The 16,450-nt window shown below is 55.8% G+C and carries 11 protein-coding genes; 10 read left to right on the top strand and 1 reads right to left on the bottom strand.

The window, feature by feature from the left end:
• Positions 1-3 precede the first annotated feature (3 nt).
• The 9 genes from ptsP to LG297_RS14935 all read left to right on the top strand — a co-directional run bounded on the left by ptsP (position 4) and on the right by LG297_RS14935 (position 12,598).
• Complete coding sequence (ptsP, locus tag LG297_RS14975) at positions 4-2,286, top strand: phosphoenolpyruvate--protein phosphotransferase (protein WP_404421606.1); 2,283 nt, start codon at positions 4-6, stop codon at positions 2,284-2,286.
• 167 nt (positions 2,287-2,453) lie between these two features.
• Positions 2,454-3,587 carry a RodZ domain-containing protein gene (locus LG297_RS14970; protein ID WP_404421604.1) on the top strand — a complete coding sequence of 378 codons (1,134 nt, stop codon included), beginning with the start codon at positions 2,454-2,456 and terminating at the stop codon, positions 3,585-3,587.
• 180 nt (positions 3,588-3,767) lie between these two features.
• Entirely contained in the window at positions 3,768-4,892 is a 1,125-nt protein-coding gene (gene ispG, locus LG297_RS14965) for a flavodoxin-dependent (E)-4-hydroxy-3-methylbut-2-enyl-diphosphate synthase (RefSeq protein WP_062953387.1), read from the top strand.
• A 126-nt stretch (positions 4,893-5,018) separates the two neighbouring features.
• The gene (gene hisS / locus LG297_RS14960; protein ID WP_404421602.1) at positions 5,019-6,260 is read left to right on the top strand and encodes a histidine--tRNA ligase; all 1,242 of its coding nucleotides are present in this window, start codon (positions 5,019-5,021) and stop codon (positions 6,258-6,260) included.
• A 7-nt stretch (positions 6,261-6,267) separates the two neighbouring features.
• Positions 6,268-7,617: a glutamyl-tRNA reductase gene (gene hemA / locus LG297_RS14955; protein WP_404421600.1), complete on the top strand. Its 1,350-nt coding sequence runs from the start codon at positions 6,268-6,270 to the stop codon at positions 7,615-7,617.
• Positions 7,614-8,696, top strand: a complete 1,083-nt coding sequence (gene prfA / locus LG297_RS14950) for a peptide chain release factor 1 (protein WP_404421598.1) — start codon at positions 7,614-7,616, stop codon at positions 8,694-8,696. The genes hemA and prfA overlap by 4 nt, the downstream gene beginning before the upstream one ends.
• Before the next feature lie 4 nt (positions 8,697-8,700).
• Positions 8,701-9,621, top strand: coding sequence for a peptide chain release factor N(5)-glutamine methyltransferase (gene prmC, locus LG297_RS14945; RefSeq protein ID WP_404421596.1), 921 nt, complete (start codon positions 8,701-8,703; stop codon positions 9,619-9,621).
• A 290-nt stretch (positions 9,622-9,911) separates the two neighbouring features.
• Positions 9,912-10,742: a DUF4167 domain-containing protein gene (locus LG297_RS14940; RefSeq protein ID WP_404421594.1), complete on the top strand. Its 831-nt coding sequence runs from the start codon at positions 9,912-9,914 to the stop codon at positions 10,740-10,742.
• A 275-nt stretch (positions 10,743-11,017) separates the two neighbouring features.
• Positions 11,018-12,598, top strand: coding sequence for a type IV secretory system conjugative DNA transfer family protein (locus tag LG297_RS14935; protein ID WP_404421592.1), 1,581 nt, complete (start codon positions 11,018-11,020; stop codon positions 12,596-12,598).
• Positions 12,599-12,639: 41 nt separating this feature from the next.
• Here the strand turns inward: LG297_RS14935 and LG297_RS14930 are convergent, their stop codons facing one another.
• The gene (locus tag LG297_RS14930; RefSeq protein WP_404421590.1) at positions 12,640-13,410 is read right to left on the bottom strand and encodes an MOSC domain-containing protein; all 771 of its coding nucleotides are present in this window, start codon (positions 13,408-13,410) and stop codon (positions 12,640-12,642) included.
• Positions 13,411-13,795: 385 nt separating this feature from the next.
• Here LG297_RS14930 and clpB point away from each other — a divergent pair, with 385 nt between their 5' ends.
• Positions 13,796-16,387, top strand: coding sequence for an ATP-dependent chaperone ClpB (gene clpB / locus LG297_RS14925; protein ID WP_404421588.1), 2,592 nt, complete (start codon positions 13,796-13,798; stop codon positions 16,385-16,387).
• Positions 16,388-16,450 lie beyond the last annotated feature (63 nt).

Raw genomic sequence — 16,450 nt, 5'->3', positions numbered from 1 at the left:
CCGATGAGCATGCCGTCCGCCGCAGTCACTGGTCCGCGACGCCTTTTAAAGCGCGTCCGCGACGTCATGGCTGGTCCGGGGACGGCAGAAGAACGCCTGGGGCAGATCGTAACCATCATCGCGGCCGATATGGTGGCAGAGGTGTGTTCGGTCTATGTGATGCGGGCCGGCGAGGTGCTGGAACTTTTCGCGACCTGCGGCTTGGCCCCGGCGGCGGTTCATATGACCCGGCTTCGGGTGGGCGAGGGGATTGTCGGTTATGTGGCGGCACATGCCCGCCCGCTTAACCTTAAAGATGCGCAGGGTCATCCGAACTTTGCCTATCGCCCGGAAACCGGCGAGGAAATCTATCATTCCATGATCGGTGTGCCGATCCTGCGCGGAGGCCGTATCATCGGCGTTCTTGCCGTCCAGAACCGGACCGAACGCCTGTATTCCGAAGACGAGCAGGAAGCGCTTGAAAACGTCGCCATGGTGCTGGCCGAAATGGTCGCCGGTGGCGAGTTGGTCAGCCGCGATGAACTGATCCCGACCGACGGGATCGCGCTTTTGCCGCTACGTCTTGGCGGGGCGCGTCTGGCACCGGGGATTGGCAAGGGTATTGCGGTTCTTCATGAACCGCGCATCGTGATTGACCGGATGGTGTCGGACGACCCGGACGAGGAACTGACCCGTCTTCGCGATGCCATGCGCGGGCTTCAGGACCATCTTGACAAGATGCTTGAAGCTGTTGCGGGAATGGACAGCAATGGCGGCGATGACGATCCGGGCGATATCCTCGAAGCCTATAAGATGATCGCGCAGGATACCGGCTGGCTTAACCGCATTACCGAGGCGGTCCATACAGGCCTGACAGCCGAAGCCGCGGTGCAGAAGGTGCATGACGATACCCGTGCCCGTATGGCGCAGGTCAGCGATCCGTATTTGCGTGAACGTCTTCACGATCTTGAAGATCTGGCAAACCGTCTGTTGCAGCACCTTTCGGGGCAATATCAGTCCCCGGCCTTTGGAGAGTTGCCCGACGAGATCATTCTGGTGGCGCGCAATATTGGCCCGGCCGAACTTCTGGATTACGACCATACGCGCCTGCGTGGGCTTGCTCTTGAAGAAGGGTCGCATACATCACATGTGGCAATTGTCGCCCGCGCACTTGATATTCCGGTGCTGGGCGGGGTCAAGGGGGTGCTTGACAAGGTCGAGACCGGCGACCCGCTGATTGTCGATGCCGACAATGCGCAGCTGTTTGTCCGGCCAAGTGAAGATGTCCGTTCGGTTATTGACGGTGCGCTGAAAGCACGGGCGGAACGCAAGGCGCTTTATGCGCAGATGCGCGATATGCCGGCCCGGACATGCGACGAGATCGATATTTCGTTGAATGTAAATGCGGGACTTCTGATCGATGTGCCCCACGTGATCGAAAGCGGCGCGGACGGGATCGGCCTGTATCGGACGGAAATTCCGTTCATGGTCAGATCGGCCATGCCCGATATTGTCGACCAGACCCGTCTTTACACCAGAATATTCGAGCAGGCAGAGGGGCGTCCTGTCGTATTTCGTACTCTTGATGTTGGTGGTGACAAATTGTTGCCCTATTGGGAGGATATGACAGAGGAGAACCCGGCAATGGGCTGGCGCTCGATCCGTATTACGCTGGATCGACCTGCGGTGCTTGTCCATCAATTGCGCGCACTGATCCGGGCGGCCCACGAACGGGACCTTTTTGTGATGTTCCCGATGATTGCCGAAGTCGCAGAGTTCGATCAGGCAAAGGGGCTTCTGGATCAGCAGTTAAAACGCGAGGCGCAGCGCGGCTATGTACCGAACCGGGTCGAGGTTGGGGCGATGTTGGAGGTTCCGGCACTGATATGGCAGGCGCCGGCACTTTTGGATCGCGTCGACTTTCTTTCGGTCGGAACCAATGACCTGCTGCAGTTTATGTTCGCTGCCGACCGCGGAAATCCGCGGCTTGAGGGGCGTTATGATACGCTTTCGCCAAGCGTGTTCGCCTTTATGCGGCAGCTTGTCACATTGTGTGACGAACGGAATGTCCGCCTGACCATCTGTGGCGAGATGGCCGGGCGACCACTTGAAGCGATGGCCCTGATCGGATTGGGTATTCGCCGCTTGTCGATGGCACCGGCTTCTATTGGTCCTGTTAAGGAAATGGTCCGGAGCCTGAATATGAGAAGCGTTGAAGGGTATGTCCTGTCGGTGATGGGAAGTTCAACCAAGTCATTGCGATCGCGTCTTAAGGCTTTCGCAATAGATCACGGTGTAAAACTTTAAAAACAATCGCTTTTGGTGGGGATTCTGCTATTTTTATTGCTAGATCGTAACGTGGGGGTGCGGAGTTGGCGATCGGAAAGCGAAAGGAAGATCATTTGGACGAGCAATCCGGGGGGCGCTTGCGTTTCAGGCCGTTGCCTGGAAATGGGCCGTCAAATGACATTAAAATGGAAGCAGATACCGGTTATTCGTCAGAACAGACCGAAGTAGGACGCCTTTTGCGCCATACCAGGAACAATCTTGGTCAAAGCGTGGAAGATGTTTGCCGGTTGTTGCGTATCCGCAAGATTTACATCGAGGCGATCGAGAACAGCGACTATACGTTGTTGCCTGGTGGCCCGTATGGCATGGGCTTTGTCAAAGCCTATGCCGAACATCTCGGACTGGACGGGGCAGAAATCGTGCGGCGCTTCCGTGCGGAAAACAATGCGCCCGCAGCCCGATCCGAACTTAGTTTCCCGAAACCCGTTCAGGAAAGCCGTGTTCCCGGCGGTGCTGTTCTTCTGATTGCAGCATTGCTTGGTATTGGTGCCTATGGCGGATGGTACTATTTGTCGAGCCAGGGTAAAACCATTGCCGACCTGGTCGATCCATTGCCCGAGCGTCTGGCGAGCTACACTTCAGAGGGTGAGCCGACAGTACCGGAACGCAATCTTGAAAACGCGGCGGATGCCCGTGCGGCAGAAGTCGGCAAGTCAGAATCTGCGCCGGTCGAAGCGCCTGCGGAGGTGGCAGAAACTCCGGCAGAAACAACTGCGCCGGTAATTGCCGATCAGACACCTGCCGAGACTACTGAAACGGCGCCGGTCAACGACAACACGGCTCCGGAAGAAGTTGCCGAAACACCGGCAGAACTATCAGCACCGGCGGAAACCCCGTCTGTTGCACCTGAAGTTGCTGAAACCGCAGAGACACCGACATCGACACCTGCGCCAGCAGAACCGGCAGCAGAATCTGCCGCTGTTCCGGCAGCGCCGAATGTCGAGGAAGTCGGTGGTGGACGTGTGTTCGGGGCTGTCAATGTTGACAGCCGTGTCACCATCGAAGCCGTTGAAACCAGTTGGGTGCGTATTCGCGAAGGCGATGGCAATGTCTTGCTGACCCGGATGCTGAGTGCGGGCGATACCTATCGTGTTCCGAACAAGGACGGGTTGATGCTTGAAGTCGGCAATGCAGGCGCACTGACCTATAGCGTCGATGGCAAGGAAGCCTTGCCGGTGGGCGATTATGGTGCGGTGATTTCGGACTTTTCGCTTGATGTCGAGGCTCTTGAAGGTGCAGCACCGGCGACAGCACAGTAAGGCCGGGTGCCATCTTTGCGTTGATAGCACCCCGGATTTTTAAAAAGCGGCCTGATATGGCCGCTTTTTTTATGACAGCTTTGCAAAATCTGACAGAAAAACCGTAAGGCAACGGTTTCTAATCGGCGCCTGATAAGCTATATAGTCGCCCTAGAGACACAGATTTGCTTGGAACCGGAAATGAGCGTCCGCCCTTATCGAGATATTGAACGCCGCAAAAGCCGCAAGATCCGCGTTGGTAATGTGGAAGTTGGCGGAGATGCGCCGATCTCGGTGCAGTCGATGACCAACACCCTGACCACCGATGTGGCGGCGACTGTGGATCAGATTCTGCGCCTTGAAGAAGCGGGTGCCGATATCGTTCGCGTTTCCTGCCCGGATCGGGAATCGACTGCGGCCCTGAAAGACATCATCAAGCAGGTGCATGTCCCGATCGTTGCCGATATTCATTTCCATTACAAACGTGCGATCGAGGCGGCCGAAGCCGGTGCTGCGTGTCTTCGGATCAATCCGGGCAATATCGGTTCAACCGAACGTGTGCGCGAAGTCGTCAAGGCAGCAAAAGATCACGGATGTTCGATGCGTATTGGCGTTAATGCCGGGTCGCTCGAAAAGGAATTGCTGGAACGTTACGGCGAACCCTGTCCGGAAGCGATGGTCGAAAGCGCGTTGAACCATGCCAAAATCCTTGAAGATCAGGATTTTTATGAATTCAAGATTTCGGTAAAGGCGTCCGATGTGTTCCTTGCCGTTGCGGCCTATTACGGTTTGGCCGAGGCATGCGACTATCCGCTGCATCTGGGCATTACCGAGGCCGGCGGTCTTCGCGGTGGTACGGTGAAATCGGCGATTGGCATGGGCAACCTTCTTTGGGCCGGTATTGGCGATACGTTGCGCGTGTCGCTGTCAGCCGATCCGGTCGAGGAAATCCATGTCGGGTATGACATTCTGAAATCGCTTGGCCTTCGGACGCGCGGTGTGCAGATCATTTCCTGTCCGTCCTGTGCACGTCAGGGCTTTAACGTGGTTGATACTGTGGCGGAGCTTGAAAAGCGGCTGGCGCATATTTCGACCCCGATTTCGCTGTCGATCATTGGCTGCATCGTCAATGGCCCGGGCGAAGCGCGTGAAACCGATATCGGTCTGACCGGTGGTGGTGGTGGCAATCACAAAATGTATATTTCCGGTCGCCCCGATCACAATATCAGCACCGAAAAAATGGTCGACCATATCGTCGAACTGGTCGAGGAACGTGCGGCCAAGATCGAAGCCGAAGAAGCCGCAAAGCTGGCCGCGGCAGAATAGCGTAGCAGAATTGACGAATTTTGGCTTTCCGCCGTCCGGGCGGAAAGCTATTTTCATGTTCACATGAATTTGCGCCGATATCCTTGACGCAAATATCTGGAATTCAAGTTAGATCGGAGACCCAAAGTGGCATCGCTTCAACCCGTCCGTGGCACGCATGACCTTCTGCCTGAACAGAACCGTCTGCAGGATCATATCGCGCAGGTCGCGCGCGACATCGGCGAGTTGTATGGTTACCATCGTATGACCACGCCGATCTTCGAATTTACCGATGTCTTTGCACGGACCCTTGGCGATACGTCCGATGTCGTGACCAAGGAAATGTATACGTTCGAGGATCGCGGTGGCGAACAGATTACGCTGCGCCCCGAAGGGACGGCCGGTATTGCGCGCGCCTATATCTCGAACGGGATGCAGCAGATGTCACCGGTCAAGGTTTCCTACTATGGGCCGATGTTCCGTTACGAACGTCCGCAGAAAGGCCGCCAGCGCCAGTTCCACCAGATTGGTGCGGAACTTCTGGGAGTTGAGCAGGTCGCGGGCGATATCGAAATGATCGCCTATGGGGCGCATATCCTTAAAAGCCTTGGTCTTTGGGACAGCATCAGGCTGGAGCTCAACACCCTTGGCGACCCGGAAAGCCGGGCGGTATATCGCGACGTTCTGGTCGACTATTTCAAGGGGCATTTTGACAGGTTGTCGGAAGACAGCCGGGCGCGTCTTGAAAAGAATCCGCTGCGTATCCTTGATTCCAAGGACGAAGGCGACCGGGAATTGGTCGCCAATGCGCCGTTATTCGCCGAATATCTGAACGAACACAGTCAGGAATTTTTCAAGTCGCTGACTGGTGGGCTTGGCGATATCGGGATCGGTTATGAGCTGAACCCGCGTCTGGTGCGGGGGCTGGATTATTATTGCCATACCTGTTTCGAATTCACGACCAATACCCTTGGTGCCCAGGGAACCGTGATGGCCGGTGGCCGTTATGATGGTCTGATTTCGACCATGGGTGGCCCGCAGACGGCTGGTGTTGGCTGGGCCGCAGGTGTTGAGCGGCTGGCCTTGATGGTGGGTGAAGCCCCGGCCGGGCCGCGTCCGGTTGCATTGATCCCGATGGGAGATGCGGCCGAGGCACGATGCCGCACGCTGGCGCAGACATTGCGTGAAACCGGCATTGCAGTCGAGCTCGGCTATGCCGGGAACATGAAAAAACGTCTGAAGCGCGCGGACAAGGCAAATGCCCGTCTCGCGGTTATTCTTGGTGATGACGAACTGGCCAAGGGCATCGCCCAGCTGCGTGATCTTGACAGTGGCGAACAGCAGGAAATCGCGCTTGATCAGCTTGCAGGCGTAATCGGCAAAAGGTAAGTGCAGGGTGACAGACGCATTCGCGCGTGAAGAAGCCGGAGATTGGCCACTGGATCGCCTGATGGTGATCGGGACCAATCATCGGCGCTCCAGCGAGGATACGCGCGACCGTCTGTTCATCGACGAAGCCCGCCTGCCGCAGTTCCTGTCGGCGATTTTGCAGGCGCGTCTCGGGCAGGCGATCGTGGTTTCGACCTGCAATCGCACCGAAATCCATTTGCTGGCGTCCGAAGCCGAACGCGGCAGGGAACGGTTGATCGATCTTTTGGCGCTTTGGGCGGATATTGATCGCGACAAGCTGGCAAGCGAGCTTTATATCCGGTCGGGACGCGATGCCTTGCGTCATGTTTTTGCGGTTGCGGCCTCGCTTGACAGTCTGGTGATTGGTGAGCCGGAAGTATTCGGTCAGGTCAAGGACGCACATCGCATTTCACGCAAGCACAAGCTTGTCGGGCGTGAACTGGAACTGGTTTATCAGACTGCCTATGCGATTTCCAAAAAGGTCCGTAACCGGACCGGGATCGGTCAGGGAGCGGTATCAATTGCGGCGGCGGCACAATCGGTGGCGCGCGACCTGCATGGTGATATCGCCAATTGCACATTGCTTTTGGCTGGTGCCGGGGATATGGGCGAATTGATCGCTGCATCCCTTGCCGAACGCGGTATGGGTCGGGTGCTTGTGACCGACCGGTTGACCGCGCGAGCGCGTCTTGTGGCGCGCAGGCTTGATTGCCACTGGGCGGAACTCGACGATCTTGATCGTCTGCTGGCCGAGGCAGACATGGTCCTGACAGCGGGTGGATCGCGGCGTTACATCATCGACAAGGCGCGTGCATTGGCGGCGGTAAAGCGCAGGCGGTATCGTCCTGTCCTGATGATCGATACAGCCGTTCCTGGCGATATTGATCCGCAGGTCGATGAAATTGACGAAGTTTTTTTCTACCGGCTGGACGATCTTGAAAAGATTGCTGCCGAAGGACGTGGCGGGCGCGAAGAAAAAGCAGATGAAGCCTGGGCCCTGATCGAGGAAGAGGTTGAACATTTTGTCCGTGTCCGGGCCGAACGCGCGGCGATCCCGGCCATGGCGGATTTAAGGGCGCATTTCGAAACGGTGCGCGATGATGCGCTGCGCGAAAGCCACGGCGATGCAGAAAAGGCAACCCGGCTTTTGATCAATCGGTTGTTGCATGCGCCCACCCAAGCGCTTAAAGACCTTGCGGCGACCACGGATGGTGCGGGAACTGTCGAATGGATGAAGGCGCAAAAGCTTTTGACGCGCTTGTTCGCGTTGCAGTCCGAACCGCATGGCACCAAAGCCGAACAGAATGATGAACCCCCGAAGGAGGAAAAAGAGTGAGTCTGGACCCCGGTAAACTTGATGGCGTTGTACGCCGGTTCGACGAGCTCAAATCCCTGCTGTCGGGGGGGGCGACGGATGGCGACTCGTTCGCCAAATTGTCGCGTGAATATGCCGAACTGTCCCCGATTGTCGACGCGGTCGAGAAAGTCAAAAAGCTTCGCACCGATCTGGAAGGCGCGCAGGAAATTCTTGACGATGCGGGGTCTGATCGCGACATGCGCGAAATGGCCGAAGCCGAGAAATACGAAATTCTTGATGAGCTGCCCAAGGCAGAGCATGAAGTGAAGCTGATGCTTCTGCCCAAGGATGATGCCGACGAAAAGAATGCCATTCTTGAAATTCGTGCCGGGACCGGCGGCGAGGAAGCAGCCCTGTTTGCCGCCGATCTGTATCGCATGTATCAGCGTTATGCGGAAAACCGCGGCTGGAAATTCGAACAGATGGACGCCAATGAAAATGATCTTGGCGGATATAAGGAAGTCATCGTCAACGTCTCGGGGGCCGGTGTGTTTGCGCGCCTGAAATTCGAAAGCGGCGTCCACCGGGTCCAGCGTGTGCCGGTGACCGAAGGCGGCGGGCGTATTCATACTTCGGCGGCAACCGTCGCCGTTCTGCCCGAAGCCGAGGAAGTTGACATCCATATTGATCCGAAAGATTTACGGATCGATACCTACCGTTCGCAAGGGGCGGGTGGCCAGCACGTTAACACCACGGACAGTGCGGTGCGTATCACCCACATTCCAACCGGTGTGGTTGCCGCCAGCCAGGAAGCAAAATCGCAGCATAAGAACAAGGAAAAGGCGATGAAGATGCTGCTGTCGCGCCTGTATGATCAGGAACGCGAAAGCAAGGACAGCGCGCGTGCAGCCGACCGCAAATCGCAGGTCGGTTCCGGGGATCGTTCTGAACGTATCCGCACCTATAACTTCCCGCAGGGACGTGTATCGGATCACCGCATCAACCTGACCCTTTATCGTCTGGACGATTTCATCACCGGCGGGCCATCTGTTGATGAAATGATTGATGCCCTGATTGCCGAAGATCAGGCACAGAAACTGGCCGAGATCGAGAATTGATCTGATGACGGCAGACGATGCCACCACGACAGACAATTCGGTAACCCTTGGTACCCTGATGACCGAGGCCGTTGCCGCATTGCGTGATGCCGGTATTGAAAATGCGCGAATGGATGCCCGTATTCTTTTGTCCGATGCCGCCGGTGTTGATGGCAGCCGTATCGCCGCATGGCCCGAAGATACGGTTACGATGGACAAGGCCAAAACATTCCGCAGTATGGTCGCGCGCCGTCTGAAACATGAACCGGTATCGCGTATTCTGGGGCAGCGGGATTTCTGGCGTCACAGTTTCAGGCTTTCGCCCGAAACGCTTGATCCCCGCCCCGACAGCGAAACGATTGTCGAACTGGCGCTGGACTGGCTTGAAGATGCCAATGCACCGACGGTTCTTGATTTCGGGACAGGCACCGGGTGCCTTTTGCTGTCGATCATTGGCGATCTGCAAAAGGCAAGCGGGCTTGGCATCGATATCAGCGAAGGTGCCGTGACCTGTGCGCGTGAGAATGCCAATCGCCTTGGTCTTGCCGATCAGGTTGAATTTCGTGTGTCGGACTGGGACAGCGCGATTACGGATGCGGAGCGCAAGGCCGGGTTTGACCTGATAGTGTCGAACCCGCCCTATATCACGCAGGCCGACATGGAAAAGCTTTCGCCCGAAGTGCGACAGTATGATCCGCGTCTGGCCCTGACCGATGAGGGGGACGGGCTGGGTGCGTATCGGATTTTGTCACAGGTGGCATTTTCCCTCGTCAAACCGGCCGGGTTTGTGATTTTTGAAATCGGGCAAGGGCAGGAAAAAGACGTTTCCCGCCTTCTGGTCGAGGCCGGATTTGTCGGTATTGAATATCGAGAGGATCTTGGTGGGATTGTACGTTGCGTTGCCGCGAAAAAGACCCGCTGCTCGGTCGGGCGTTGTGTGATCTGATCAATCGGCAATGCCATTGCAAAAAAAACGCACGCATTGAAAAAAACAGTTGGAATAAGGCGACAAGCCATATAGGTTGGTTCTTACGGGCCGGGTGCCCGACGCGCTTTGAAAGCGCCGTGTTCCCCTGTAAACAGTAATAAATCTCCGCTCCTTTAAGGTATACGGTGGGTTTGTCGTAGTGCCGTTTGATCGGTACTGTTTAGCGGGAAATATGTTTTTCAGACGGAGTGGTTCCGGGATTCCTTGATGAATCCGGATTTGTCCTTCAACACCAAAGACATGTTGATATGAGAAATAACAACAACAACAATAGCAATAACAAGCGTCCGCGCGGACGTCCGCAGCCGAATAAACGTCCTGTAAATCCAAAATTTCAGACTTTTGACAGTAACGGTCCGGACGGGCGCGTTCGTGGAAACGCCCAGCAAGTTTACGAAAAATATGTTTCGCTGGCCAAGGATTGCACTGACGATCCGGTTCTGGCTGAAAACTATTACCAGCATGCGGAACATTATCATCGTATTCTTCAGGCAGCTATTGACTGGGAAAACCAGCGTCGCGAAGAGCGTGGTGACAGCAATGCCCCGCGCCCGCAGCGTAATGACCGCAACGATCGGAATGACCGGGGCAATAATCGTCCGAACCGTGACGAGCGCGGCGAAAACCAGAATGGCGACAATGGCAACGACAATGCTGTAAATCAGGATGATGTTGCTGCTTCGTCGAACAATCATGCAGATGATGCCGGTAGCAATTCTGCCGATGTCAACGAAGCTGCTGCTTCTGCATCTGTTCCGGATAACAACGATGGCGATACTGCTCCGGTAAAACGCACTCCGCGTGCCCGTCGTGCCGCGCCAGTGCGTGGTCGTCCGGCCAGGGCGGCTGCCGAGGACAGTGAACAGCCGTCTTTGGATATTGCGCCAGCCGACAATGCCGATGCCGATACTTCGGCAGATGGTGAAGAAAAGAAACCGCGCAAAAGTGCTGCGGGAACCAGCCGCACACGTGGCCGGCATCCGACAGCGCGCCGTGGCCGCAGCCGTGCTGCCGGGCGCGATGAAGACGGTGAAGAAGGCACAAGCGAAGATAAATCTGCGGAACCGGTTTCCGCCTGATTACCGGCCTTCTATCGATTACAACAGACCCCGTCGGAGAAATCCTGCGGGGTTTGTTGTTTCTGGATTGCTGTTTTGCCGCCTGATTATTCGGCATTCTGTCAATTGGACTTCTTGATGTGAAACCCTGAATCCATAAATAGGTAATATGGTGCAACTGCCGATTTTAGCTGCTATCACTTGATGGCAGCAGGGCCTGCTGGCGGAACGAAAGGCATTCACATGCAACGGGGTCGCTTCGCTTCAAGACGGGCAAACATATTTGGGGGGAGATGATGGGAACTGGGTTGTTCCGGGTCATCATGGTGCTGTTATGGGCGCTCGGCGGGATGGTCGTGGCGCTTGGGGTTTTCAATGGTGATTATGAACTGGCTTTGCTGGGGGCGGTCTGTTTCATCATCCCGATGTTTTTGCCGCTGATTGTAATCATGCTTAATCGCATGCAATCTGCGCCATCCAAGAAAAAACAATCCGTTTCACCGATGCAGGCGGCAAGAATGAAGGCCGAAGGCCAGTGGGCCAAGGTGGAGGATCTTGACGGGCGTAAATTGCTGGATCCCAAACCGTCGATCGTTTTGGGGCGTTGGGGACCGGAAAAGCGTGTGATCGGGGCGACAGGGCTGCGCCGGGTGATCACATTTGCGAGCAAGCCCGAAGAATATTATCGAGCCTCGGCGGAACCCAATGCCCTGCTGCATACCGGTGGCCTGTTTGTTTATGAGCGTTATGGCAGCATTTACCGTGCCGTTCAGGATCGCCGCAAAAAGATGGGGCAACGGGTCATTCTGCTTGATCCGCATGGCCAGGCAGGCGCGGAAAGTGATCATTTCAACCCCTGTGACTTCATGCGCCAGCAGGGCGAGGGATTGATCGCGGATGCGGGGCTGATTGCTGATACTTTGCTTGCCCCGGCTTTTGTTCAGGAGCTTGATGAACAGGAAACACGCGCAGCCCGCACCCTTTTGCAGGGCTTCATCGTTTATACGATGCAAAAAAGCCTTAAGGAAAACAGGAGCCTTGTCGAGGTTCGGCGCAATCTGGTTATGCCATCACACCGGTTCTATAAAATCCTTGAGGAACTGATGGGGGTCGAGTCTGCCGATGGCAGGATTTCCGATATTGCCCTGACGATCCTTGACATGACAGAAAATCAGCGCATGGCAATTATCGAAGCGTGCCGCATGGCGACCGCCGATTTTGACAATCCTTCGATTGCCCGCATGATCAACAACAGCACGTTTGGCGTCGATGATCTGATCGGTCGTCCGGTATCGATTTTCATAATCGGACAGATGGGCGGCGAAACGCCCGATCCCCAGACAGCATTCAGCCGGGTGATAATTGGTGCAATGATGCAATTGATTGCGCGCCGGGAATGGAAAAGCGGGGACGCGGAATTTCTGGTGCTGCTTGACGGGATTGAAGCCGTCGGACGTATGCCCCTGTTTGAACGGCTTCTGGGCGGCGGGCTTGGCGATGGTATGATTATCTGGCCGTGCTTTTCCGGGGTCAGCGGCCTTATGGATGTTTGCCTGAACTGGGAAAATGTTGTGGGGCGGGCCGATGCGATTTCCGTGCTTAGCCAGGACGGCGCATTCAATCTTGATTGGGTTGCGGGTTTAACCGCGATGTCGCGGTTTGACGATACCGGCGGCGGTGTCAGTGGTGACAGGCCGGTGCATCTGCGTCCGCAGGATAATCAGGCAATCTTGCGGTCAACCGAGGTCGCACGTTTTCCGGACGAGGAGCAAATCCTGTTTCGCAAGGGTGTTCCGCCGATCCGGGCATACCGGATCGACTGGTATCACGATGACATGTTTCAGGGAATGGCCGTCCATGCCCCGACCTTCAGCTAGCGGTGGTCGGGGAATGCTTGCTGTCTTTCAGACGTCAGCCATCAACCTTGGGTAACGGTGATTTCGTCGCCGGGCTGGATCGTGCCTGACCCGACTGCCTCGACATAGACCCCCATATAAAGATGGTTCAGGCCCTTGCGCAGCAGCAGCGGCACATTGATGTCAGACTCCGCCGTGCCGGGATTGATGCTGGTTGCCTTGCAGCGCGTGATCGGATGAATGACGCGGAAATCAACACCGTTAATCTGAATGATCTGACCTTCTTCCCATTTCAGTTCAGCCCATGGTTCAAGCCCGTCAATCAGCAGATTGCCGCGGAACCGCATCGGGTCGACTTCTTTCTGAACAACGCGGTCGGCGAAATCGCGGATCGAAGCCAGGTTAAGCACCGAGATATAGGGTTCCTTCATGTCGCCGAAGCTGACATCGGGCACCGAATAGATTTTGGGTGTTCCGGCGATATCGTTTTTGAGAAACGCCTTCAGGAAATCCTCGACCACGGTGCGGCCCATCTTGTCTTCAAGATTGCCTTTGCAGATCACGCGACCATTGCGAAGGATTGCCAACGTCGTGGTTGCATCGTCATATTCGATGCCAAGTTCGGCCAGCTTGGGCGTGTTAACCAGTTGCAGGAAATTGCTTTTGCGCGCCCATTCATGCACACCGTCCTGTCCGACCGAAGACTGGGTTGCGATGATGAAACGGCGATCATCTTGCAGCATCTTCTGCGCGGTGATTTCGGCCTTGGGCATTTCGATGCCGCGTAGCCCTTTGACGGGATAACGTTTGATGGCTTCAAGCTGGACAGTCATGGCATTCGATCCTGTGGGGCGCAATTACGTATCGGCAAACGGGTCGGGCCGATAAGAAGGCCAAAATAAAACAAGTGGCGACGTTAATGCCTTGTATTCCCAAGGGCAAGATTTCCTGTACCGCGCCGGGCAACAGGTTTGACAGGAATGACAATGCTTTTCGTCGCAATCTTGAATGATGCCAGAAAATGGTGGTGCGGCGCACAATTAATTCTTGCAACTTTTGTAGGGGTATCGTCTTGCGATGGCCGGGAACTGAGACATATCAAAGACGTCAACAATGGAAAGATTGATAATTTCTATTGCGGACAAAACCACTTAAGGTCGCGGATGCTTCCAAGAAGGTCCGCATGTTACGATACTGTTGGCTCAAGGAGTGACAGGCATGGAATTCGAAAAGTTTACGGACCGGTCCAAAGGGTTCCTTCAGGCCGCGCAATCATTGGCGCTGCGTGAAAACCATCAGCAATTTGTGCCGATCCATCTTCTGAAAGTGCTGCTTGACGACGAAGAAGGTCTGGCAGCCAATCTTATCAAGGCAGCGGGCGGAAAGCCCAAAATGGCACAGGATCGCTGTGCACAGGAATTGGCGAAACTGCCCAAGGTATCGGGCGGCAATGGCCAGATTTATCTGTCGTCCGACTTTGCCCGGTTGATTGATCAGGCACAGGAAGTCGCCAAGAAGGCGGGTGACAGCTATGTCACTGCTGAACGGCTGCTTTTGACCATTGCACTTGATCCAAAATCGGTTGCGGGCAAGGTCCTGGCCGATGCGGGCGTTACCGCGCAGGCGCTTAATGGTGCTATCAATGACGTCCGTAAAGGCCGTACTGCCGATAGTGCCGGTGCGGAAAGCCAGTATGATGCGCTTAAGAAATATGCGCGTGATCTGACGGCTGCAGCACGTGAAGGCAAGCTTGACCCGGTGATTGGTCGCGACGAGGAAATTCGCCGCGCCATACAGGTCCTGTCGCGCCGGACCAAAAACAACCCGGTTCTGATTGGCGAACCCGGCGTTGGTAAAACCGCGATTGCCGAAGGTCTGGCATTGCGCATCGTCAAGGGTGACGTGCCCGAAACGCTTAAGGACAAGAAACTTCTGTCGCTTGATCTTGGGGCGCTGATTGCCGGTGCCAAGTTCCGCGGCGAATTTGAGGAACGCCTGAAAGCGGTGATGTCCGAGATCGAGGCCGAAGCAGGACAGATTGTTCTGTTCATTGACGAATTGCACACGCTGGTCGGGGCCGGAAAGGCCGAGGGGTCGATGGATGCGTCGAACCTTCTGAAACCGGCACTGGCGCGCGGCGAGCTTCACTGCGTCGGGGCAACGACCTTGGACGAATACCGGCAGCATATTGAAAAAGACGCGGCGCTTGCCCGTCGTTTCCAGCCGGTCTTTGTCTCAGAACCCAGCGTTTCCGATACGGTTTCCATTCTGCGCGGCATCAAGGAAAAATACGAACTCCATCACGGTGTGCGAATTGCCGATAATGCGCTGGTTGCGGCGGCAACGCTTTCGAACCGGTACATCACGGATCGTTTCCTGCCTGATAAGGCGATTGACCTTATGGATGAGTCGGCTTCGCGCCTTCGAATGGAACTTGACTCAAAGCCCGAGGAAATCGACGAACTTGATCGCCGCATCATCCAGCTGAAGATCGAGCGAGAAGCCTTGAAGAAAGAAGAAGACCGGGCATCGAAAGATCGCCTTGGCCGTCTTGACAAGGAACTGGCCGAACTTGAAGGAAAATCGGCGGAACTGACCGCGAAATGGGAAGCCCAGAAAAAGGAACTGGCGGCATCGACCCATATCAAGGAACAGCTTGATCAGGCACGCGGCGAACTTGAACGCGCGATGCGTGACGGGCGGCTCGACCGTGCGGGACAGCTTCAATACGAAGAAATCCCGGCATTGGAACGGTTGCTTGAAAAGGCTGAAGACGATCAGGCCGACGGCATGAAAGAAGAAGCCGTGACTGAAAAGCACATTGCTTCGGTCGTGTCGCGCTGGACGGGTATCCCGGTTGACAAGATGCTGGAAGGCGAACGTGAAAAGTTGCTTGGGATGGAAGATATCCTGCGCAAACGCGTTGTCGGTCAGGATGAAGCTGTTCGGTCGATCTCGAACGCGGTACGACGTGCCCGTGCCGGGTTGCAGGACCCGAACCGGCCGATGGGATCGTTCCTGTTCCTTGGCCCGACGGGGGTTGGTAAAACGGAACTGACCAAGGCGCTTGCGCAGTTCCTGTTTGACGATGAACAGGCCATGGTCCGCATCGATATGTCGGAATTCATGGAAAAGCATGCGGTAGCCCGTTTGATCGGTGCGCCTCCGGGCTATGTCGGGTACGAGGAAGGCGGATCGTTGACCGAGGCAGTACGGCGTCGTCCGTATCAGGTGGTGCTGTTTGACGAGGTCGAAAAAGCCCACCCCGATGTGTTCAACGTTCTGTTGCAGGTTCTGGATGAAGGTCGTTTGACCGATGGGCAGGGACGCACAGTCGACTTCCGCAATACGCTGATCATCCTGACCTCGAACCTGGGGGCCGACATTCTGGCCAGTCAGGAAGAAGGTCATGACAGCAGCGAATTGCGCAGCCAGGTGATGGAAGTCGTGCGGGCATCGTTCCGTCCGGAGTTCCTGAACCGGCTGGACGAAGTTCTTCTGTTCCATCGTCTGAAACGTGCCCAGATGGATACGATTGTCGATATCCAGTTGGGTCGACTTGAAAAGCTGCTGTTTGATCGCAAGATCACCCTGCAGCTCGACGAGTTCGCCAAAAGCTGGCTTGCCGATAAGGGGTATGACCCGGTCTATGGTGCGCGCCCGCTTAAACGGGTGGTTCAACGGTATCTTCAAAACCCGCTGGCGATGCAGATACTTGAAGGCGGGATCAAGGATGGCGATACCATCCCGGTTTCTGCTGAAGGCGGTCAGTTACTTCTGAACGGAAAGAAGGTCGAACTGGTCGACTGATCATCGCAGATTTGAAATCTTGCAAAACCCCGGTCCCTGATCGGGGTTTTGTCTTTTCAAGGC

The organism is Thalassospira australica, assembly GCF_044790785.1.
Taxonomy (GTDB): Bacteria; Pseudomonadota; Alphaproteobacteria; order Rhodospirillales; family Thalassospiraceae; genus Thalassospira; species Thalassospira australica_A.
Note: the sequence above shows the minus strand (reverse complement) of the source record. Positions and strands in the feature narration are given on the sequence as shown.

Coding starts and splice junctions, on each gene's coding strand:
- ptsP (WP_404421606.1), top strand. CDS start 4: ATGAGCATGCCGTCCGCCGCAGTCACTGGTCCGCGACGCCTTTTAAAG.
- LG297_RS14970 (WP_404421604.1), top strand. CDS start 2,454: ATGGAAGCAGATACCGGTTATTCGTCAGAACAGACCGAAGTAGGACGC.
- ispG (WP_062953387.1), top strand. CDS start 3,768: ATGAGCGTCCGCCCTTATCGAGATATTGAACGCCGCAAAAGCCGCAAG.
- prmC (WP_404421596.1), top strand. CDS start 8,701: ATGACGGCAGACGATGCCACCACGACAGACAATTCGGTAACCCTTGGT.
- LG297_RS14940 (WP_404421594.1), top strand. CDS start 9,912: ATGAGAAATAACAACAACAACAATAGCAATAACAAGCGTCCGCGCGGA.
- LG297_RS14935 (WP_404421592.1), top strand. CDS start 11,018: ATGGGAACTGGGTTGTTCCGGGTCATCATGGTGCTGTTATGGGCGCTC.
- LG297_RS14930 (WP_404421590.1), bottom strand. CDS start 13,410: ATGACTGTCCAGCTTGAAGCCATCAAACGTTATCCCGTCAAAGGGCTA.
- clpB (WP_404421588.1), top strand. CDS start 13,796: ATGGAATTCGAAAAGTTTACGGACCGGTCCAAAGGGTTCCTTCAGGCC.